Here is a 19,633-nt window from a genome sequence, read left to right as displayed (position 1 = left end):
ATAAAAGCTCCCCCGTCTCGGAGGAGCTTTTTATGTATATTCATGCGCTAGGACTCATCTGGATGGATGATCGCAAATAAATAATGATCCTCCCACACGCCATTAATCTTTACTTTTTTACGATTTAGTCCCTCATTTTCAAAACCTGTCTTTTCAAGTACACGAATGGAACCCTTGTTACTCGGCTTTACTCCAGCCTCAATCCGATGGAGATTCAACTCAAAAAAGGCATAGTCAATGATTAAACGAATGGCTTCTGTCATATATCCTTTTCCGCCCTGTCTTTGATCGAGTACATACCCGAGCCAAGCTCCTTCTATCGGACCTCTTACGACAGAACTTAAAGAGATCGTCCCAATTAAGTCACCTGTTTCATTTAAGAAGATACCATGCATGTATGATTCATCTTGTTCTCTTCTTTGCCTACTCCGCTGAATTCGTTCAATTTGACGAGGTAACGTGAAGAAATCATCTTTGATCAAAGGTGTAAATCCCTGAAAATATGAGCGATTCTCAAGTTCTAATGTTAACAGTGATTCTGCATCATTTTCTGTTAGTGTTCTCACATATATATGCTGACTAACTTTCTTCATAAAATCTCCCCATTTCTTATTTTATCATAATCGCCATATGAGATTGCTCTCCTATTTACACCAACGACCCAAGCAGTTTTATTACAAGACATACTAGAACTAACTAGAACCATCCTTTCCAGCTTTTCTCCTCTTTTTTGGTTCTATCATTTCAGGACATGCATAGACTGAAGTAAACTCTTAAAAGCGGTGAGTAAAATGCGGCGAATTCTTTTTTTACTAATCAGTTTATTTGTCCTCTTTATTATCTTTTTTGATTTAAAAAATGGAACCATTCCTGTTGAGGAAAACCCAGCCGTTCCAGCAAGTGCCCTTCAAACAGCTGAGAAAAAGACATATAAGAACGTTACGGTAAAACAAGGTGAAACGGTCCTCTCCATCGTACATACAAGCAAGCCACTTGATGATGTCATTAAAGATTTCGAGGAGCTGAATCAAGGTGTGAAAGCGAACGAAATCAGAGCAGGCAGTACATATAAGTTTCCTGTCTATAAGAGATAAAACGTTAATTCCTTGTCATTCATACGAAGAGACTGTTACAATATGAACTGTAAAACACGACGTACACGGCAAAGAATTGCTTGTACACTAAGGAGCGATTGACAAGTGAGTGAAGTCACACATCGTACTAAAACGCGTCCCGTCAAAGTGGGACCTTTAACTATAGGTGGAAATAATGAGGTTGTCATTCAAAGTATGGCAACAACCAAAACACATGATGTCGAAGCGACAGTCGCTGAAATTAAACGTTTAGAAGAGGCAGGCTGTCAAATCGTGCGTGTCGCATGTCCAGATGAGCGTGCAGCAAATGCAATTGCGGACATTAAAAAACAAATTAACATCCCGCTTGTTGTGGATATTCATTTTGACTACAAGCTTGCACTGAAAGCGATTGAAGCAGGCGCAGACAAAATCCGAATCAATCCAGGAAACATTGGAAGAAGAGAAAAAGTTGAAGCTGTTGTCAAAGCAGCAAAAGAAAAAGGCATTCCAATTCGTATTGGGGTAAACGCTGGTTCATTAGAGAAAAAGATTCTTGATAAATACGGCTACCCAACTGCAGATGGTATGGTCGAAAGTGCACTGCATCACATTAAAATTCTAGAAGACCTAGACTTTCATGACATCATCGTCAGTATGAAAGCATCTGATGTAAACCTTGCAATTGAGGCATACGAAAAAGCGGCGAAAGCCTTTGATTATCCTCTTCATCTTGGGATTACAGAATCAGGTACGTTATTTGCAGGTACAGTCAAAAGTGCAGCTGGACTTGGCGCTATTTTGAATATGGGGATTGGGAACACACTCCGTATCTCATTAAGTGCTGACCCAGTTGAAGAAGTAAAAGTAGCACGTGAATTGTTGAAATCATTTGGTCTTGCATCAAATGCAGCAACTCTGATCTCCTGCCCAACTTGTGGACGAATTGAAATTGACCTTATCAGCATTGCAAATGAAGTCGAAGAATATATTTCTAAAATCAAAGCTCCGATTAAAGTAGCAGTTCTCGGCTGCGCTGTAAATGGTCCAGGTGAAGCGCGTGAAGCAGATATCGGCATCGCAGGCGCTAGAGGCGAAGGCTTATTGTTCCGTAAAGGTGAGATTGTTCGTAAAGTACCGGAAGAAACAATGGTCGAAGAACTGAAAAAAGAAATCGATAAAATCGCTGAAGAACATTATGCAAAAATGGAAGCTGAAAAAGAAAAACAAGCGAATGCTTAACAAAAAACGCCTGACGTCATTGTCAGGCGTTTTTCTGTTCTTGTTAAAAGAACGGGGTGATAAATATGCCTAGGATGACGGAAACAATTCCGATCCCAATTGACCACGCGCCAAGCGCATGTGCTCCTTTTCTTCGTGCAATATAACCAACGACGATGGCCGCTACCCCTAATAGCACCGGCAAGACAAATAATGAGATAATCGCAATCGCGAGTGCTGTATAGCCTATCCCTTTACTGCCTGAATCGTCACCTGCTTGGTCACGTCCTCGTCTATCTTCTCGATCTCTTGAAGCTTGATATGGCTCTGCAATTTCAGCAGCTGTTTCCTCTAAATAGCCATCATCATTACTAAAGTGTGTGTCGATTTCACGATCATTTCTTCTGAAATCCTCGTCTCTTTCCATGATCAATTCCCCCTTTTGGTTAATAGAAAGGAGCTTTTTTAGTATGAGCAAAAATGTCTGTTTCATGTTTGCTAAAACTTGCTGGAATTGTGAAATGATTATGTTACACTTTAAGAGTATAAAAATGAGGAGTGTGGGCATGTTACGTTTAGGAATTGATATTGATGGTACAGTGACGGCACAGGACACCTTTGTTCCCTATTTAAACGAGTCGTTCCAATGTGCCATGACACTAGATGATATGACAGAATATGATTTGACGAAGCTTTTAAAGATTTCTCAAGAAGAATTTTGGGGCTGGATGAATGAGCATGAGCCTCTTATTTATAAACAGGCAAAGCCTGCTGAGGGTGCTAAAGAGATCCTCGATCAAATGAAACAGCAGCACAAATTGATTTATATTACAGCAAGAAGGCAGCATCATTCAGATATCACCTACAAGTGGTTTCAAGAACATGACGTGCATTATGATGACATTGAGCTGGTTGGCGGTCATTATAAGCTGGAAGCCGTTCAAAAGCACAAGATTGATGTATTTTTTGAAGACCATCACGGCAATGCCACAATGATTGCAAAAGAGGCAGACATCCCGGTTATACTTTTTAACTCCCCTTATAACCAGATGCCAATTGACGACAGAATTATTCGCGTAAACAACTGGCAGGAAGCGTCTCAATGGATCAAACAATATGAACAGCGTCTGCAAGCTGCTTATTAAGGTAGAAAAGCCGATACATTTAATGTATCGGCTTTTTCGATGGAGCAAGCTGCCCTTCTTTCATGAGGAAATGGTACAGCGCTCCCTTCATGCCTGCCTGATTCAAGTAATAACACGTTTCCAGCTTCACCTGAATGTTCTTCCACGCAGGCAGTGTATGTAGGTGTTTCTCAATACTTGATAGTAAATCTGGTCTTGCGCTCACGCCGCCGCCAATAAGAATTTTTTCTGGATTGAGGACGGTTGCGACATTGTAAATGCCAATGGCGATTCGCTTGTACCACTGATCCACCAGTTTTTCAATGGACGGATCGTGCTTCGCCTTTTCAAAAATGTCTTGTCCGTCTATTTGTGTACTTTGCGGAATTCCTTGCTTTTCTTTATAGCTGCGAATGAGTCCAGCCGTTGAAGCGCTGCTGTTGAGTGTTGTAAATTGTCCATTGTCTGTTTCTGTCAGCATCATGCCAAATTCACCGCCGCGAAAGGAAGCCCCGCGCACAAGCTGACCACCAGCGAAAATACCACCGCCAACACCTGTGCCAAGCGTCATACAAATAAAGCTGTCACACTCTTTCGCATGGCCGCTATATTTTTCTGCGAGAGCTGCACAGTTCGCATCATTTTCCACTTCTACACGAAGAGATGTTTTCTCTTCTAATAGTGTTTTTACATTTTGACCATTTAAGGCGATGATCGCGCCTGCAAATTCTGTAAAACCTGATTCACTGTCCACAAAGCCTGGAAGACTGATGGCGATACCCCTGACATCCTGCTTCCTTTGATATTCCCTGACCACACCCGCCATTGCTTCTAAAAACAGTTCAAGCTGCCGGCAGTTCGTCTGATAGTCACCGCTAGTGATTAGCTTTCCATCCTGATCCATTAATCCATGTTTCGTTCTCGTCCCGCCTACATCAAACACGACGTAATATGACACTTTTGACCCCTCCCTTTACTCCAAAAGACTCAAATTGCACGTTGTATTACCTTGATCTCATTTTAATGAAACAGCCACCCTTTGTAAAACGTTTTCAAATGACAAAACAAAAAAGCCAGCTTCATGGCTGGCTTTTTCACGAGTGAACTTCCTTCGGTTCGCAGGAAGGACACGTTCCGTATATTTCAAATTTATGTCCACTAATATGATAATCCTCTAAATCGGCGTCAAGCTTGTCCATAGGACAGGCATCGATTTCTTTTGTTTTCCCACATGTAAGACAAATAAAGTGATGGTGATGATGGGAAAATGAACATTTGAAACGGAATAGTTTCTCCCCTGACAATTCCGTTGTTTCCAATATTCCAAGGTCTTCATATAGTGACAAGTTTCGATAAATTGTATCAAAGCTAAGACCCGGGTAATCTTCACTTAGTGCCGTCAGCACATTTTTAGCAGTCAAGTATTTATCAGAATCAGAAAACAATTGAAGCATATCTTCACGTTTGCTTGTATATTTGTAGCCTTTTTCCTTTAATAAATCAAGCGCTTCTTGTACGTTCATGTTGATTCCCCCTTCTGAATTTCCCAATACTAATACACCCGATTAAAATCAAAATAGACAGCATCACAATGGTTCCGCCTGGCGCTAAATCAAGATAATAGCTTAAAATCAAGCCGGCTAATACCGACAATTCACCAAACAAGATCGAAAGGAAAATCGCCTGTTTAAATCCTTTGGCAATGCGGATACTTGCCGCAACAGGAAGCGTCATGAGCGCCGACACAAGCAGTGTACCGACGATACGCATCGATGCCGCAATGACAAGTGCGACGACTAAAATAAAAATAAAATGAATCCATTTTGCTGAAATACCAGAAGCCTTTGCATGCTCTTCATCAAAAGAAAGCAAAAACAATTCTTTATATAAAAGCACAACAACTAACACAACAACGAGTGAGATCCCTACAATGATCCAAAGATCGAGTCTTGAAACAGCACTGACACTTCCGAATAAATAACTAAACAAATCTGTATTAAAGCCATTCGCTAGTGAGATGAAGATGACGGAGATCCCAATACCCCCAGATAAAATAATGGGAATGGCAAGTTCCTGATAATGTTTATACACGGAGCGCAGGCGTTCAATAAACAATGAACCTGCAACAGAAAAAGCCATCCCTAAGTACAGCGGGCTTACCCCTGTCAAAAGGCCAAACTTTTTATCAAGAAATAGACTTGCGGCAATACCGGCAAGTGATACGTGGCTGAGGGCATCTGCAATAAGCGAGAGCCTTCTGACGACAATAAATACACCAAGTAAGGGCGCAATAAAACCAATCAGTAACCCTGCGATAAATGCATTTTGTAAAAATTCATAATGAAAAAATGGAAATAGCATTATTCATGTCCCCCATGATGGTGATGGTCGTGATGAATCACTTGAATGTCATGCCCGTAAAATTGGGATAGCGCCTGATCATCCATTGAATCAAACGCTTCTGCATCCCCGTGGAAATGCAGTGTCTGATTTAAACAAGCCACATGGGTGACTTTATCGGAAACGGTGCCAACGTCGTGTGTGACGAGAATTAAAGACATTCCTTTTTCTTTGTTCAATGTTTCGAGCAGCTGATAAAAGCCTTCTACTGTCCGCTGGTCTACCCCAACTGTGGGCTCATCCAAAATGAGCAGCTTTGGCTGACTGACAAGCGCACGGGCAATAAATGCGCGCTGCTGCTGACCACCAGATAGCTCCCCGATGTTTTGATGCTTTAAATCTTGTATACCAACTGAGCGAATGGCATCTTCCACTTGCCATTTATCCTGCTTGCTCATTCGTTTAAATAAACCAATTTTCGCAGTCAGTCCGCTTGCAACGACCTCGTATACAGAAGCAGGGAAACCCGTATTGAAGCTATTCGCCTTTTGAGAAACAAATCCAATTTGATCCCAGTCTCTAAATTTTGAAACAGGCGTGCCAAATAGCTTTAATTCACCTTGCTGCGGTTTAATGAGCCCAAGCAGGCATTTTAATAAGGTTGTTTTACCAGAACCATTCGGTCCAACAACTGCTAGAAAGTTCCCTTCCTCTACTGTTAAATGAATGCGATCAATGACATTTCGCTGTCCATATGAGTACGAAATGTCCTTCATTTCAATAATTGGCTTTGCCATGAATCTTTCCACCTTTAATCAATATAAAAAGAATGATTACGATTTATACAACAAAAAGAAAATGGCTTTTGCCATTTTCTCTGTCCATACATACATTTTATTATATAAAAGAAAGATAAAAAAGTAAAATAAAAGCTAATGAATGGCTGTTTTGAACTTACCGCCTTTTGTTTCATGCGTATCCATAATCGTGATAAATGCTTGGTCATCAATTTCAAATACGATGGATTTCAGCTTTGTAATTTCAAGCCTTGTGACAACAGCGTAGATGACATCTTTTTCTTCATCTGTATAGCCGCCTTTTCCTCTCAGCTTTGTCGTTCCCCTGCCGAGTCGATGCAGAATCGCATCTGAAATTTCATCATAATAATCTGATACGATAATGACAGCTTTTGTTTCATCAAGCCCTTGAATGACAGCATCAATTGTTTTCATTGCCAAATAATATGTCATGACAGAATACATAGCCTGCTCTGGTCCGAAAACAAAGCCCGCCCAAATAAAAATGAACACATTGACGATCATAACAAACTCACCGACGGAGAAAGGGATTTTTTTCGTCAAAAGAATTCCTAAAATCTCTGTTCCATCCATTGAGCCTCCATTACGGATGACAAGTCCAACACCAAATCCAAGTAATAGCCCGCCAAATACAGTGGCTAAGATCGGCTGTGTTGTAAATGCCTCCACATGATGAAGTGAAGATTCAATCACGGCTAAGCTGACAATCCCAATCACAGTGGAAACCAGAAAGGTTTTCCCAATATGCTTGTATCCTGATATCATAAATGGAATATTTAAAATGACAACAATCGTCGCAAAATTTATAAACGGGTTATCTGTAAAGAGATAATCCAAAATAAGCGAAATGCCGATGATGCCCCCATCAATAATATTGTTTGGCACTAAAAATAATTCAATGCTTACTGCTGCACATGCAGCCCCTACTAGAATCAGAAAAATTCTCAAAATAAAATGAGGCACTGATTCCTTTCTATGCTGTTTACTATTTGCCATACGTTCTCCCTTCTACACATGTTAAATTTTCAATGAACATTTTATTCACTTTACTATTTTATCATTTCACAGAATAAAATAAAATTTTTTGCACATTTTCCGTTTTCACCCATACATTGTTACAGAGGGGAGGAATGGAATTGATTTTAATTCAAAAAATTGTCCTGCAGCGGCTCAATCAGATCACAGCAAATGATCTGTTAAGGTATGCGAAACAGTATGGCGTCAGTTTAACGTCACATCAAGCAGCTGAGGTTGCCAAACTCATGAACGGGAAAAATATCAATATTTTTAATGATTCAGAGCGTAACCGGCTTCTTAAGCAAGTGGAAGCGATTACTTCTAAACAGACAGCACAGACTGTGAATGATTTGTTTAACCAGTTTACAAGTTAAGCAAAAAAGGGCCGCATTTAGCGGCACCTCAACATGTTATATCCTTTTTATTGACCCGTAATTTTGTCTAGTAAGCCTTCATCAAATTGCTTTTCTTTCAGCATCGCAATTTCGAATTTGTAAGGTGGTTTTTTGTTCTTTTTATCTTCACCTACATAAGGCGTTTCTAGAATTTTTGGCACATCTTGAAGCTGCGGATGATGCACAATATAGTTCAGTGCATCGAAACCAATTTCACCAAAACCGATATTTTCATGTCGGTCTTTTCTTGCGCCTTGTACGTTTTTACTGTCATTAATATGAAGAACTTTGATTCGGTCAATACCGACGATTCGGTCAAATTCTTCTAATACACCATCAAAGTCACTCACAATCGGGTAACCAGCATCGTGCGTGTGACACGTATCAAAGCAGACAGAAAGAGCTTCGTTATGTGTCACGCCGTCGATAATTTGGGCAAGCTCTTCAAAGCTTCTTCCACACTCTGATCCTTTTCCTGCCATTGTTTCAAGTGCGATTTGAACCTCTTGACCTTTCACAATGACTTCGTTTAAGCCTTCAATGATTTTTTGAATCCCTGCTTCTGCCCCTGCTCCAACATGCGCACCTGGGTGAAGAACAATTTGTCTTGCACCTAGCGCTTCCGTACGCTCGATCTCAGAGCGCAGGAAGTCTACGCCAAGCTCAAATGTCGCGGGATTCACTGTGTTTCCAATATTGATAATATACGGAGCATGAACGACGATATCTGTCATGCCGTGCTCTTTCATATGCGCTTGTCCAGCTTCAATATTGAGGTCTTCGATTTTTTTGCGGCGCGTATTTTGCGGTGCACCTGTATAAATCATAAACGTATTCGAACCATAAGAGGCAGCTTCCTCACTCGCTGCAAGAAGCATATGTTTTCCGCTCATGGATACATGTGAACCAATCTTTAACAATGTTTCCCCCTACTTTCCATTACGCTTTGACTTTCTACGTTCCTGTCTTTTGATTTTATCCATCTCACGTGTCATTTTCTTTTTATATCCAGGTTTGACGGCTTTCGGTTTTCTCACAAGACGTTTTGCTTTTTCTTCAATTTCATTTGGGGCTTTTTTACGTCTTTGACGCTTCAGACGGTCATCTGCATCTCGCCATTCGCCATGAACAATAGTTTTGTTTTCAAACACAACGCCCATTTTCTCAATTTGAATGAGTGCATCCTCATCAGCCAGCTCATAAATGGTCATGGCAATTCCAGATGAACCAGCACGAGCTGTTCTTCCAACGCGGTGCACATAAAAATCAAGATCAGATGGTAGCTCATAGTTAATCACGTGGCTGACGCCTTTAATGTCAATTCCGCGAGCTGCAAGATCAGATGCCACAATATAAGTGAACTCCAAATCTTCAATTTGTTTCATGACTTTTTTACGTTCGCGCGGCGTTAATCCGCCATGAAGCACACCGATTTTCATTCCTTTTTCTTGTAGGAACGATGCGATTTCATCAACAGTTGTTTTTGTATTGGCAAAAATGATCCCTAAATATGGCTGTACATTCGTCACCATTTCATGGAGCAATTTTAATTTATCACGCTGTTTAGATGGAACTAAAATATGCTGAATGTTTTCTGCTGTAATCCGTCTTGGTTCAACATGCGCATACTTTGGATTGTCCATATATTTTTTCAGGAATGGCTTTAGTTTTTCTGGGATGGTTGCAGAGAACACAAGCATTTGCAGCTGTTCTGGCATTTGTGCACCAATACGGTCCACATCTTCTAAAAATCCCATATCCAGCATTAAATCCGCTTCATCAATGACAAGAGAGGTCGCTTTGTAAACATTCAGCGCCTGCTCATGAATGAGATCAGCAATACGTCCAGGTGTGCCGACCACCAAATGCGGCTGGTTTTTTAGCTTTTGAATTGATTTCTGCTTGTCCGTTCCGCCAATGTAAAGCTTTGCTTTGATCTCTTCTTCTGGAGAAGCATTCTTTAAAATCGTTTGAGCTTCTTTGAAAATTTGATTGGCTAATTCTCTTGTAGGCGCAGTAATCACGACTTGTACCTGCTCTTTGCTTGGATCAATTGAATGAATCAGCGGCAGTAAGTACGCATGAGTTTTTCCTGTTCCTGTTTGTGACTGGCCAATCACGCTTTCTCCTTTTAAAACAGCAGGGATGATTCTTTTTTGAATATCAGTCGGCTCATAAAAGCCTAGTTCATGAATAGCATCTATAATAAAAGGCTTTAATTCATATGTCGTAAATTTTGTTTCTTTCATGTTTTCACTCCTTAAGGCAATGCCTTTTTGCTCATCTCCTCATTATAGCTGATTTTCAGTAAAAAAACCATGTCCGCTTTTCCTACAGGAAACCAATTGATGCTTCCTTGCATAACCTATGAAGAGAAAGAGAATGCAGTAAGGGAGGTACAAGTATGTTAGGGCAAAGGCCTATGGGCGATTTTCAGCCGCGCCGCCCCTCACGCCGGCACCTTGGAAATGGCGGACAGCCCCGAATGTTTCAAAGAGGGCAGCAGCCTCCTATCCAACAGCCTTTTCAAGGGCAAGGCAATCCATTTCAGCAAATGATGCCTCGCTCCCCGTCTGTACAGGGAGGCGGTTTACCCGGGATGGGCGGAATTCCAGGAGGTGAGAGCCGTGCACTAGGCGGCGGAGCAGGAATTAAAGGCATGCTCTCTAAATTTCTTCCTGGCGCAGGAGGAGCTGGAGTCTCTGGAGGTGGTGCGGGATTACAAGGAATCCAGAGCTTCACTAATCCTGCGACTCTCTCAAGCATGTTAGGAAATGTTCAAAAAGTGCTCGGGATGGCGCAGCAATTTACGCCAATGATTCAGCAATACGGTCCTTTAGTGAGAAATTTGCCTGCAATGATTAAACTGTACAGCCAGCTTGGCAGTGCGGACGATGATGAAGGAAGTACAAATGACGATGATGCAGAAGCAACGGAGACCAGCGCGGAAACAGAAGTGCCCGAGGAAGAAGCACAAACTGATGAAATAGAAGAAAATGTTGAACCCGAAGACATCCTTGTCAAAAAAGCAGCACCACACACATCACCTGCTCCTGAAGCAAAACCGAAAAAAAGATCTGGCAGCTCTGTTCCAAAACTATATGTCTAGTGATCTTTTAACGGCGAAGTGTTCACTGCGTATAACAATCTTTGATATATACGCTTACTTTGGCTATAATGGAAGCAAGAGAATGATAAAAAGCCGTTTTTTACGGCTTTTTATATTGTTCTTCTCTAGCAGCACTTCCCTACAGGAGGACGAATAAATGAATGTAATTAAAATATCGCCGCGTGGCTATTGCTATGGCGTTGTGGATGCAATGGTCATTGCTAAAAATGCCGCACTTGATAAGAACTTGCCACGCCCAATTTATATATTAGGTATGATTGTACACAACAAACATGTCACTGATGCCTTCGAGGAAGATGGAATCTACACACTGGACGGACCAAACCGCTTAGACATTTTAAAACAGGTAGAAAGCGGAACAGTCATTTTCACGGCTCACGGCGTTTCTCCTGAGGTTCGTCAAATCGCAGAAGAAAAAGGCCTTGTCGCCATTGATGCGACCTGTCCTGATGTCACGAAAACCCACGAACTCATTTCAGAGAAAACAGCCGATGGCTATGACATTATTTATATTGGGAAAAAAGGGCATCCTGAGCCAGAAGGAGCTGTCGGAGTAGCCCCTGACAAGGTACATCTTGTCGAAACAGAAGCCGATATTGAGGCGCTCGATCTAACATCAGAAAAACTGCTCATCACGAACCAAACGACGATGTCTCAATGGGATGTCCACGATCTGATGGAGCTGATTAAAGAGAAATACCCTCACGTCGAGTATCATCAAGAAATTTGCCTTGCGACACAGGTGCGTCAAGAAGCTGTCTCGCAGCAAGCTGGTCAAGCCGATTTAACCATTGTTGTCGGCGATCCAAAAAGTAATAACTCCAACCGTCTCGCACAGGTGTCAATGGAGATAGCCGGAACGCAGGCTTACCGTATTGGCGACTTAAGTGAACTCAAGCTGGAGTGGCTGCAGGGCGTCAATACCGTTGCTGTTACTGCTGGTGCTTCAACACCAACACCTATTACAAAGGAAGTCATTCGTTTCTTAGAAAACTATGAACCGGATGATGAAACGACTTGGAAGATTGAACGGACCGTTCCTCTTTCTAAAATTTTACCTCGCGTCAAAACAAAGAAATAAGAAAACGTCAGAGCGGATATGCTCTGACGTTTTTTGTTTACATAAATTGAAATGGGTTTGTGTTTGATTCAGAAACAAAGAGCTGTACGTCATACTTTTTATTTGCACATAGTGATTGAAGCTTCGCCTTTACGCCTTCTTTCATAATCTTTTCAGCATAATGCCCTGGGTCCACTACGTTCAACCCAAGCATCATGGCGTCATGCGCAACATGGAAATAAAGGTCTCCTGTCACATACACATCTGCACCCATTCTTTTCGCTTGATGGATGTATTTATTTCCGTCTCCGCCAAGCACCGCCACTTTTTTCACTACAGCGTCTTGATCTCCTACAAAACGAGCACCATTCACATCTAGCTTCGTTTTCACAAATTGTGTGAAATCTCTAAGTGTCATAGGCTCATTTAGCTCTCCAATACGGCCAAGGCCTTTTTGAATAGGAGGAAGATCTGTCGTGTGTACACTATAGGCGACTTCTTCATAAGGATGTGCTTTGATCATGTCGCGAATCACTTGTTTTTCTATGCTGGCTGGGAAAATGGTTTCAATCCGCACTTCTTTCACAAATTCTAATTGACCCGACTCCCCAATAAACGGCTTAGCTTCTTCTGATGGCAAAAAGCTGCCTGTCCCTTCATTTGAAAACGCACAATGGCTGTAGTTGCCGATATGACCTGCGCCCGCATTTCCTAAAGCTGTCCGGATGGCCTCTTCAAACTCTTCAGGGACATACAAAGCAAGCTGTTTGATTGGATCCTCGTATGTCGGCACTAACACACTTGTTTCTTTAAGCTCTAGAGCCTCAGCAAGCAGGTCATTGACTCCGCCATCAGCTACGTCTAAATTCGTATGTGCCACATATACTGCAATATCATGTTTGATGCATTTTTCAATGATCCGTCCAGCTGGCTGATCTGTCGCTACATGTTTTAATGGACGAAAAATCGGCGGATGGTGCGCAATAATAAGATCCACTTTTCGCTCGATCGCCTCATCTACTACATTCTCTAATACATCCAAGGTGATCATCACATTGCTTACTTTTTTATTCAATGTTCCAATCTGGAGACCAATTTTATCACCTTCCATGGCATATGCCTTTGGTGAAAATTGTTCAAACAATTGGATGATTTCATGCCCGTTTACTGTTTTAGCCAACAGTCAAGACCTCCTTTAGCATCTTTATTTTCGCATTCAGCTCTTCAAGGCGCTCTTTGTTTTCTTCTGTCCGTGCTGCCTGCTGAATTTGATTTTCTATCTTCTCCATATGCTGAAGCTCTTGCATCCACTTGCGCTGGAAGACGTCATTTTGCTCTTTCGCAAGAAACGGACCAACCAGCATGCCTGCTTCAAGTGACATTCCTTCATAAGCTTTATCTTTATCGCCTTTTTCTGCGATGATGATTTCGTATATTTTGCCGTCCTCTTCTAAAATGACTTCATCCATCAATTCATACCCCTCTTGATAAAGCCATAAACGAATATGGTGGGCATGGATATTCGGCTGAAGAATGAGCCGCTCATGGCCTGCGAGCTTATGCCTTCCATCATTTAGAATGCTTGCGATGAGTGCCCCGCCCATACCTGCAATCGTCACTGCATTCACTTCGCCTTTTTCAATGACTTCAAGGCCATTTCCTTTTCTGACCGATATCTGTTCATCTAATTCAAGTCTATGTACTTGCTGCTGCGCCGATTGGAGCGGTCCATCGGTAATCTCACCAGCAATGGCTTTCACTGCTTTTTGATGCAGGATCGCATAGCATGGCAAATAGGCATGGTCTGAGCCGATATCAGCGAAGACTGCCTCATCTGGTAAAAAGTCTGCGACTTTTTTTAATCGTTTGGATAAATTCATTTCATTCATACGTATCACTACTTTTCTTTAATGTTCATACTTGTCTATCTTATATAAATTATGGACTTTTTAAAAGTCGTTTTCAAATGAAAAAAGCTCTTCTTTTGAAAAAGAGCTTTTTGTGTACGGTTATTTAATTTTAGATACCCATTCCGCCATTTCATCGAGCTTTTCATTCGGAATCAGCCCGCCTGGCATCCCGTTGCCGCCTTCTTGAATTTTCTTCTTGATGTCAGCTACTTCAAGCTTGTCTCCAACACCTTTTAAAGCAGGACCTGCTCCGCCTTCATAGTTTTCCCCGTGACAGCTTAGACAGTTCTGTTTATACAATTCTTCCGGCGTCGCATTTGCTGTCTCTTCTTGCTTTTGCTCTTTGCCCCCTGAGGCAATTTTTTCTTCATCTTTCAGCCCCTTCATTGATAAGAAAAAAGTGAGTCCAATACCTAAAATGGCAATCAATAAAAATGGTATAAGTGGATTCCGTTTCATTTCTTTCATCCTCCCCTTTGTGAAAACCCCTTTGAGACTATGCAAACAATTCTAATTCTACTTTAATTTTACAAAAAGTAAACGAATTATGATACAAAACTTTGGTCAAGTTCACAGATTAGACAAAAATGAATCTAGATGAGAAACGAAGCCTTCAGCACATTTAGATGTATTTTTTATACATCTTTTCTCTAAGAACGTTGCAAATTCATTTGTTATTCAGTAAAATATAATCAGATTGAAAAAAGCGTTTTCATTTTTGATAAGAAAGAACGGATCTCTTTCAAGATCCGTCCGGTTTCTACTCTAAGAAGTCTTTTAATCGTTTACTTCTGCTTGGGTGTCTTAATTTACGAAGAGCTTTCGCTTCAATTTGTCGGATACGCTCTCTTGTTACGCCGAACACCTTACCAACCTCTTCTAACGTGCGTGTTCTTCCGTCGTCTAGTCCGAAACGTAGTCTCAGCACATTTTCTTCACGGTCCGTCAGCGTGTCTAATACATCTTCAAGCTGCTCTTTTAAGAGTTCGTACGCAGCGTGGTCAGATGGAGATGTCGCCTCTTGGTCTTCGATAAAATCACCAAGATGCGAGTCATCTTCTTCACCAATAGGTGTTTCTAAAGATACAGGCTCTTGCGCAATTTTAAGAATCTCTCTTACCTTTTCTGGAGTTAAATCCATGTCTTCAGCAATTTCTTCAGGCGTTGGTTCTCTGCCTAAGTCTTGCAGAAGCTGTCTTTGAACACGGATCAATTTATTAATGGTTTCCACCATATGAACCGGGATCCGGATTGTTCTCGCCTGATCGGCAATCGCACGTGTGATCGCCTGTCTAATCCACCAAGTCGCATATGTTGAGAATTTATATCCTTTGCGGTAATCAAACTTCTCAACCGCCTTCATCAGACCCATGTTTCCTTCTTGAATCAAGTCAAGGAACAGCATACCACGACCGACATAGCGTTTCGCAATGCTGACAACGAGACGAAGGTTCGCTTCCGCTAATCTTCTTTTTGATTCCTCATCGCCCTCTTCGATCTTTTGAGCATACGTAATTTCTTCTTTAGCAGATAACAAATTGACGCGTCCGATTTCTTTTAAGTACATACGAACGGGGTCATTGATTTTGACACCTGGTGGTACGCTTAAATCATTCAGGTCAAATTCTTCTTCCGCTTTAGCCAGCTGCTGAACATTTGGGTCTTCTGTCTCTTCGTTTTCACTAATGAGCTCTACACCCTGTTCGCCTAAGTATTCATAGTATTCATCCATTTGGTCTGATTCAATTTCAAAGCTAGACATACGCTCTGCAATTTCTTCGTATGTTAAAACGCCCCGTTTTTTACCCGTTTCAGTGAGCTTATCTCTCACCTGTTCAAAGGTTAATTCAGTTTCGGTTTCGTGGGCTTGTTTATCAGCCATTATGGATCCCTCCTTCCAAAGCTTGCAACGAATTCTAAAGTAACTTGCGATTTGCTTCCGCCCTGCTTTTCTCTCTCTGTCAAACAGAAGACGAAGCAAATAGGAATAAAATAAATAATGATGAAGGCAAGATGCTTGCGGTCTTATGCTCCTCCCGTAAAGGATTCATTGCCAGCCGTAAGTCCTGTCATTAATAATAGACGTATTACTTCAGCGAACGGTTCAACTGAATAATTTCTTTTGCAAGTGTTGCCGCTTTGAAGAAATCTTTTTGCCTCTCCGCTTCTGCACGTTCTAGTTCTTTTTCCTTTATCATTGACAAATTCCGATGATTCAACACTTTTTTTACATAATCACTTAATTCAGCCTCACTTAGTTCGTCTCCGACTTGAATCATCAATATATCCGTCAGCAGCTGATTCATGACATCATCTTCTATCCGGTTCATCAGATGCTGCGGCGTTGGTTCTTTGCCTTCTTCATACAAGGCATAAATGTACGTTGCCAGCGCCCTGTGCGAATCTATATTAAATTCAATCCCGATTCTGTCAAGTACTTTGCGGATCACGTCATCGCTTTTTAACATATGAGCAAGCAGCATTCGCTCTGCATTTTCATATGCCGGCCGCAGACGCTTTCTTCTCACTTGTGTTGACAGATGTGCACGCCGTTTTTCAAGCCCGTTTTCTTCCTGCGTGCTTTTGGTTTCTTGTCGCTGCTGCTTTTCAAACAGCTCCAGTTGTTCTTTTAATGAATCAAGTGAGATCGAAAACTCCCCAGCAAGCTGTTTCATGTAAATCTCTTGCTCCAAAGAGCCGTTTAACCGGCTGATTTCTCGGAGAACCTGCTTCATATAAGTAAGACGGTCTCCTTCGTCTGATAAGTTTTTTCCTCTTCGGAAAAAATTCATCTTAAACGTCATTAATGTCACACTTGCATCTATGATGTCATTCCTAAATTTCTCGCCGCCATATTTACGAATGTAATCATCTGGATCAAGTCCATCTGGTATCATGGCAACGCGAACTTTACATCCTCTTTTTCCAAGCAAATCTGATGCTTTCATGGTCGCTTCGTATCCGGCCGTATCAGAGTCATAGCAAAGGATGATCTCTTCTACATTCCGCCTGAGAAGCTTTACGTGCTCTTCTGTAAGAGACGTACCCATTGTTGCAACACTTTCACCGACACCTGATGTAACAGCTGAGATGACGTCTGCAAATCCTTCAAAAAGAACTGCCCGTTCGCGTTTGCGAATATGCATACGTGCGTCATGAAAGTGATAAAGCAGCTTACTTTTATGAAAAAGCGGCGTTTCAGGACTATTCATATATTTAGGCTGCTGATCACCAAGCGATCTTCCGGAAAAAGCGATGACCGTTCCATGATGATCATGAATGGGAAACATGACACGATCTCTAAAGCGGTCAAAAAAGCCTGTGCCGTTTTCACGTTGAATCAAAAGACCAGCCTTCTCCATCATCACAGGATCAAATCCTCGTTTTTCTAAAAACTTGGTCACGAAATCCCAAGAATCAAGAGCATACCCGATCTCAAACTTGGCAATTGTTTCATCCGTAAAGCCTCTGGACCGTAAATAATCAAGTGCGTTTTGACCTTCCTTTGTATTTACCAGCAAATGGTGGTAAAATTTCTTAAGAAGCTCATGGGCCTCAATCATTTTATGATCTGCTGTGTCCTCTTGCTGAGAGGAACTCATCTGAGCATTCGCCACCTGATCAGGCAGATCAATATGGTACTTATCAGCCACATGTGAAACGGCTTCAATAAATGAGTAGCCTTCCATTTGTCTGAGGAACGAAAACACATTGCCTCCTGCACCACAGCCAAAACAATGGAAGATTTGCTTATCTGCTGAAACAGAGAATGAAGGAGTATTTTCACCATGGAATGGACAAAGACCGAAGTAATTTCGACCTTGCTTTCTAAGCTGTACGTATTCTCCAATCACTTCGACAATGTCTGCGTTTTTTTGGATCTGCTCCAAAAGTTCATCTGGTATACGTTTGCTCATCCTAATAACACTCCGTCGTACATTATTCGCCTTTTAATTTAAAAATCCTTCATGATTCGACAGGATTTTTTGTAGTTGCACCATAAATCGCTTCTTATCCTCTTCTAAAAGCTTTTTGGGACCTTTTCCGTATACACCTTTTCTTCGCTGTTTGCTGGAAACATGCCTGCGTTCCAAATCAAAATCAATTGTTTCGTTTGTGTACATTCGTCCTCTTTCAGACAGAACAATGACCTGTCTCGGAAGCAGTAAGGAGGCAAGACCAATGTCTTGGGTGACGACAATATCATGTGCGGCAGCTGAGTTGGCAATGACTAAGTCCGCTGCTTCCTTATGTGTATCTACAAACCGCCAATCTTCAAGTGGAGATCTTTTGGTTTGAAAATGCTCATATGAAGCAATGAATGTCACTGGTACTTTAAATTGAGATGCGACAGAAAGGATTTCGTCTTTTACAGGACAAGCATCTGCATCGACATAAATCGTCCTCTCTTTTTTACGTTCATTCAGGTGACTAATTCTCCATCCCTCCACCTTATTCCTGCTTTAGAGAAGCAAAAAGACCATACTTTTCCCCCATAAAGCAATCAACAGTAAAACTCATTTTGTCGAAAAGTTATGTTCAGAATCACTTGACTTCTGCCAATATTAGTTTATTCGTTCTTGACTTAACTTAAACCTAAAATCAATCATTTTATCACAATTTTTTATTATAATACAAATGCAGCAAATATGCTATTGTTTTTGTTTACCCGTTTCCCACCATAGGAAAAACCCAGGAGAAGCATCCTGAGTTTATTCGGAACCTCTTTTGGTCAGCATTTGATGGATGACATTTGCCGTTTCCTCAACTGCTTTATTCGATACATCAACGACTTGACAGTTAATGCGATCAACCACTTTTTCAAAATACTCTAGTTCCTCTTTAATCCGCTCAATGTTCGCATAAATAGCGCGATCATTTAAACCAAGAGATTTTAAACGCTCTTTGCGAATATGATTTAGTTTGTCTGGACTAATTTTCAAACCGATACATTTCTTCGGATCAACTGAAAATAACTCTTCTGGCGGATCAACTTCAGGTACAATTGGTACGTTCGCTACCTTCAGCCGTTTATGCGCCAAATATTGAGATAATGGTGTCTTAGACGTACGTGATACACCAATAAGCACAATATCAGCCTTTAGAATACCTCTTGGGTCTCTGCCGTCATCGTATTTCACAGCGAACTCGATGGCTTCTACCTTTTTAAAATAGTCCTCATCTAATTGACGTACACGACCCGGCTCATGTTTCGCTTCATTTCCATAGGCAGTCTCCATTTTATCAATGAGTGGACCGATGATGTCATAATAAACAACACCGTTTGCTTCTGCTTCCTCGATTAAGAATTGGCGCATTTCTGGCACAACAAGAGTAAAGCAGACGATCCCATTATCTGCTTTCGCCAGTGAAATGACTTCTTTAATCGTACCAACATCCTCTACATACGGGATTCTTCTAATATTTGAATGGTCTGATGAGCCGCCATCAAATTGGCTAAGTGCCGCTTTGACCACGAGCTCTGCCGTTTCTCCTACTGAATCTGATACCACAAAAATTACGCGATTACTCATAACATCCCCTC

Annotated in this window: 22 protein-coding genes; 6 read left to right on the top strand and 16 right to left on the bottom strand. The window is 41.4% G+C overall.

The window, feature by feature from the left end:
• Positions 1 to 47: 47 nt before the first annotated feature.
• On the bottom strand, positions 48 to 593 hold the full coding sequence (locus tag AMR95_RS18390) for a GNAT family N-acetyltransferase (RefSeq protein WP_058839075.1): 546 nt from the start codon (positions 591 to 593) through the stop codon (positions 48 to 50).
• A gap of 198 nt (positions 594 to 791) precedes the next feature.
• On the opposite strand from AMR95_RS18390, the gene AMR95_RS18385 reads away from it, so the two are divergent.
• Together AMR95_RS18385 and ispG are read left to right on the top strand one after the other, a co-directional pair.
• Complete coding sequence (locus AMR95_RS18385) at positions 792 to 1,094, top strand: hypothetical protein (RefSeq protein ID WP_039180007.1); 303 nt, start codon at positions 792 to 794, stop codon at positions 1,092 to 1,094.
• A 105-nt stretch (positions 1,095 to 1,199) separates the two neighbouring features.
• Positions 1,200 to 2,315 carry a flavodoxin-dependent (E)-4-hydroxy-3-methylbut-2-enyl-diphosphate synthase gene (gene ispG / locus AMR95_RS18380; protein WP_024423001.1) on the top strand — a complete coding sequence of 372 codons (1,116 nt, stop codon included), beginning with the start codon at positions 1,200 to 1,202 and terminating at the stop codon, positions 2,313 to 2,315.
• Between the two features lie 43 nt (positions 2,316 to 2,358).
• Here the strand turns inward: ispG and AMR95_RS18375 are convergent, their stop codons facing one another.
• A complete protein-coding gene (locus AMR95_RS18375) occupies positions 2,359 to 2,721 on the bottom strand; it encodes a DUF308 domain-containing protein (protein WP_024423002.1) in 363 nt (120 codons plus the stop codon).
• Between the two features lie 139 nt (positions 2,722 to 2,860).
• Between AMR95_RS18375 and AMR95_RS18370 the strand changes: the two genes are divergently transcribed.
• Positions 2,861 to 3,439: a 5' nucleotidase, NT5C type gene (locus tag AMR95_RS18370; protein WP_058839074.1), complete on the top strand. Its 579-nt coding sequence runs from the start codon at positions 2,861 to 2,863 to the stop codon at positions 3,437 to 3,439.
• 19 nt (positions 3,440 to 3,458) lie between these two features.
• Here AMR95_RS18370 and AMR95_RS18365 read toward each other — a convergent pair whose 3' ends face one another.
• The 5 genes from AMR95_RS18365 to AMR95_RS18345 form a co-directional block, all read right to left on the bottom strand.
• A complete protein-coding gene (locus AMR95_RS18365) occupies positions 3,459 to 4,376 on the bottom strand; it encodes an ROK family protein (RefSeq protein ID WP_058839073.1) in 918 nt (305 codons plus the stop codon).
• A gap of 136 nt (positions 4,377 to 4,512) precedes the next feature.
• A complete protein-coding gene (locus AMR95_RS18360; RefSeq protein ID WP_003217433.1) occupies positions 4,513 to 4,941 on the bottom strand; it encodes a Fur family transcriptional regulator in 429 nt (142 codons plus the stop codon).
• On the bottom strand, positions 4,919 to 5,779 hold the full coding sequence (locus AMR95_RS18355) for a metal ABC transporter permease (RefSeq protein ID WP_024423005.1): 861 nt from the start codon (positions 5,777 to 5,779) through the stop codon (positions 4,919 to 4,921). Before AMR95_RS18355 ends, AMR95_RS18360 begins: the two co-directional genes overlap by 23 nt.
• Positions 5,779 to 6,555 carry a metal ABC transporter ATP-binding protein gene (locus AMR95_RS18350; RefSeq protein ID WP_058839072.1) on the bottom strand — a complete coding sequence of 259 codons (777 nt, stop codon included), beginning with the start codon at positions 6,553 to 6,555 and terminating at the stop codon, positions 5,779 to 5,781. The genes AMR95_RS18355 and AMR95_RS18350 overlap by 1 nt, the downstream gene beginning before the upstream one ends.
• A gap of 135 nt (positions 6,556 to 6,690) precedes the next feature.
• A complete protein-coding gene (locus AMR95_RS18345) occupies positions 6,691 to 7,572 on the bottom strand; it encodes a YitT family protein (RefSeq protein WP_047202313.1) in 882 nt (293 codons plus the stop codon).
• Positions 7,573 to 7,712: 140 nt separating this feature from the next.
• Here AMR95_RS18345 and AMR95_RS18340 point away from each other — a divergent pair, with 140 nt between their 5' ends.
• Positions 7,713 to 7,967 (top strand): DUF2624 domain-containing protein, encoded by a 255-nt coding sequence (locus AMR95_RS18340; RefSeq protein WP_024423008.1) that lies wholly within the window; start codon positions 7,713 to 7,715, stop codon positions 7,965 to 7,967.
• Between the two features lie 47 nt (positions 7,968 to 8,014).
• Here AMR95_RS18340 and AMR95_RS18335 read toward each other — a convergent pair whose 3' ends face one another.
• Together AMR95_RS18335 and AMR95_RS18330 are read right to left on the bottom strand one after the other, a co-directional pair.
• A complete protein-coding gene (locus AMR95_RS18335; RefSeq protein ID WP_039180018.1) occupies positions 8,015 to 8,908 on the bottom strand; it encodes a deoxyribonuclease IV in 894 nt (297 codons plus the stop codon).
• 9 nt (positions 8,909 to 8,917) lie between these two features.
• Positions 8,918 to 10,237 carry a DEAD/DEAH box helicase gene (locus tag AMR95_RS18330; protein ID WP_024423009.1) on the bottom strand — a complete coding sequence of 440 codons (1,320 nt, stop codon included), beginning with the start codon at positions 10,235 to 10,237 and terminating at the stop codon, positions 8,918 to 8,920.
• 155 nt (positions 10,238 to 10,392) lie between these two features.
• Between AMR95_RS18330 and vrrA the strand changes: the two genes are divergently transcribed.
• A complete protein-coding gene (vrrA, locus tag AMR95_RS18325) occupies positions 10,393 to 11,097 on the top strand; it encodes a VrrA/YqfQ family protein (protein WP_058839071.1) in 705 nt (234 codons plus the stop codon).
• Between the two features lie 157 nt (positions 11,098 to 11,254).
• Positions 11,255 to 12,199, top strand: coding sequence for a 4-hydroxy-3-methylbut-2-enyl diphosphate reductase (locus tag AMR95_RS18320; RefSeq protein ID WP_058839070.1), 945 nt, complete (start codon positions 11,255 to 11,257; stop codon positions 12,197 to 12,199).
• Between the two features lie 37 nt (positions 12,200 to 12,236).
• Here the strand turns inward: AMR95_RS18320 and AMR95_RS18315 are convergent, their stop codons facing one another.
• The 7 genes from AMR95_RS18315 to AMR95_RS18285 all read right to left on the bottom strand — a co-directional run bounded on the left by AMR95_RS18315 (position 12,237) and on the right by AMR95_RS18285 (position 19,622).
• Positions 12,237 to 13,358: a Nif3-like dinuclear metal center hexameric protein gene (locus tag AMR95_RS18315; RefSeq protein WP_058839069.1), complete on the bottom strand. Its 1,122-nt coding sequence runs from the start codon at positions 13,356 to 13,358 to the stop codon at positions 12,237 to 12,239.
• Positions 13,351 to 14,067 (bottom strand): tRNA (adenine(22)-N(1))-methyltransferase, encoded by a 717-nt coding sequence (locus tag AMR95_RS18310; protein ID WP_058839068.1) that lies wholly within the window; start codon positions 14,065 to 14,067, stop codon positions 13,351 to 13,353. Before AMR95_RS18310 ends, AMR95_RS18315 begins: the two co-directional genes overlap by 8 nt.
• 120 nt (positions 14,068 to 14,187) lie before the next feature.
• On the bottom strand, positions 14,188 to 14,547 hold the full coding sequence (cccA, locus tag AMR95_RS18305; RefSeq protein ID WP_034280134.1) for a cytochrome c550: 360 nt from the start codon (positions 14,545 to 14,547) through the stop codon (positions 14,188 to 14,190).
• A 301-nt stretch (positions 14,548 to 14,848) separates the two neighbouring features.
• A complete protein-coding gene (gene rpoD / locus AMR95_RS18300; RefSeq protein ID WP_008342392.1) occupies positions 14,849 to 15,970 on the bottom strand; it encodes an RNA polymerase sigma factor RpoD in 1,122 nt (373 codons plus the stop codon).
• Between the two features lie 205 nt (positions 15,971 to 16,175).
• Entirely contained in the window at positions 16,176 to 18,005 is a 1,830-nt protein-coding gene (gene dnaG / locus AMR95_RS18295) for a DNA primase (RefSeq protein ID WP_024423015.1), read from the bottom strand.
• Positions 18,006 to 18,038: 33 nt separating this feature from the next.
• Positions 18,039 to 18,539: a YaiI/YqxD family protein gene (locus tag AMR95_RS18290; RefSeq protein ID WP_058839067.1), complete on the bottom strand. Its 501-nt coding sequence runs from the start codon at positions 18,537 to 18,539 to the stop codon at positions 18,039 to 18,041.
• Positions 18,540 to 18,800: 261 nt separating this feature from the next.
• A complete protein-coding gene (locus tag AMR95_RS18285) occupies positions 18,801 to 19,622 on the bottom strand; it encodes a pyruvate, water dikinase regulatory protein (protein ID WP_008342399.1) in 822 nt (273 codons plus the stop codon).
• Positions 19,623 to 19,633: the final 11 nt, after the last annotated feature.

The organism is Bacillus sp. G1(2015b), assembly GCF_001482475.1.
Taxonomy (GTDB): Bacteria; Bacillota; Bacilli; order Bacillales; family Bacillaceae; genus Bacillus; species Bacillus safensis.
This window is presented reverse-complemented; position numbering and strand designations above follow the sequence as displayed.

Excerpts from the sequence above, each read along its gene's own strand:
- dnaG (WP_024423015.1), bottom strand. The coding sequence starts at position 18,005 with ATGAGCAAACGTATACCAGATGAACTTTTGGAGCAGATCCAAAAAAAC.
- AMR95_RS18350 (WP_058839072.1), bottom strand. The coding sequence starts at position 6,555 with ATGGCAAAGCCAATTATTGAAATGAAGGACATTTCGTACTCATATGGA.
- cccA (WP_034280134.1), bottom strand. The coding sequence starts at position 14,547 with ATGAAACGGAATCCACTTATACCATTTTTATTGATTGCCATTTTAGGT.
- vrrA (WP_058839071.1), top strand. The coding sequence starts at position 10,393 with ATGTTAGGGCAAAGGCCTATGGGCGATTTTCAGCCGCGCCGCCCCTCA.
- AMR95_RS18390 (WP_058839075.1), bottom strand. The coding sequence starts at position 593 with ATGAAGAAAGTTAGTCAGCATATATATGTGAGAACACTAACAGAAAAT.
- AMR95_RS18285 (WP_008342399.1), bottom strand. The coding sequence starts at position 19,622 with ATGAGTAATCGCGTAATTTTTGTGGTATCAGATTCAGTAGGAGAAACG.
- AMR95_RS18320 (WP_058839070.1), top strand. The coding sequence starts at position 11,255 with ATGAATGTAATTAAAATATCGCCGCGTGGCTATTGCTATGGCGTTGTG.
- AMR95_RS18355 (WP_024423005.1), bottom strand. The coding sequence starts at position 5,779 with ATGCTATTTCCATTTTTTCATTATGAATTTTTACAAAATGCATTTATC.
- AMR95_RS18370 (WP_058839074.1), top strand. The coding sequence starts at position 2,861 with ATGTTACGTTTAGGAATTGATATTGATGGTACAGTGACGGCACAGGAC.
- AMR95_RS18345 (WP_047202313.1), bottom strand. The coding sequence starts at position 7,572 with ATGGCAAATAGTAAACAGCATAGAAAGGAATCAGTGCCTCATTTTATT.
- AMR95_RS18310 (WP_058839068.1), bottom strand. The coding sequence starts at position 14,067 with ATGAATGAAATGAATTTATCCAAACGATTAAAAAAAGTCGCAGACTTT.
- AMR95_RS18360 (WP_003217433.1), bottom strand. The coding sequence starts at position 4,941 with ATGAACGTACAAGAAGCGCTTGATTTATTAAAGGAAAAAGGCTACAAA.
- rpoD (WP_008342392.1), bottom strand. The coding sequence starts at position 15,970 with ATGGCTGATAAACAAGCCCACGAAACCGAAACTGAATTAACCTTTGAA.
- AMR95_RS18375 (WP_024423002.1), bottom strand. The coding sequence starts at position 2,721 with ATGGAAAGAGACGAGGATTTCAGAAGAAATGATCGTGAAATCGACACA.
- AMR95_RS18330 (WP_024423009.1), bottom strand. The coding sequence starts at position 10,237 with ATGAAAGAAACAAAATTTACGACATATGAATTAAAGCCTTTTATTATA.
- AMR95_RS18385 (WP_039180007.1), top strand. The coding sequence starts at position 792 with ATGCGGCGAATTCTTTTTTTACTAATCAGTTTATTTGTCCTCTTTATT.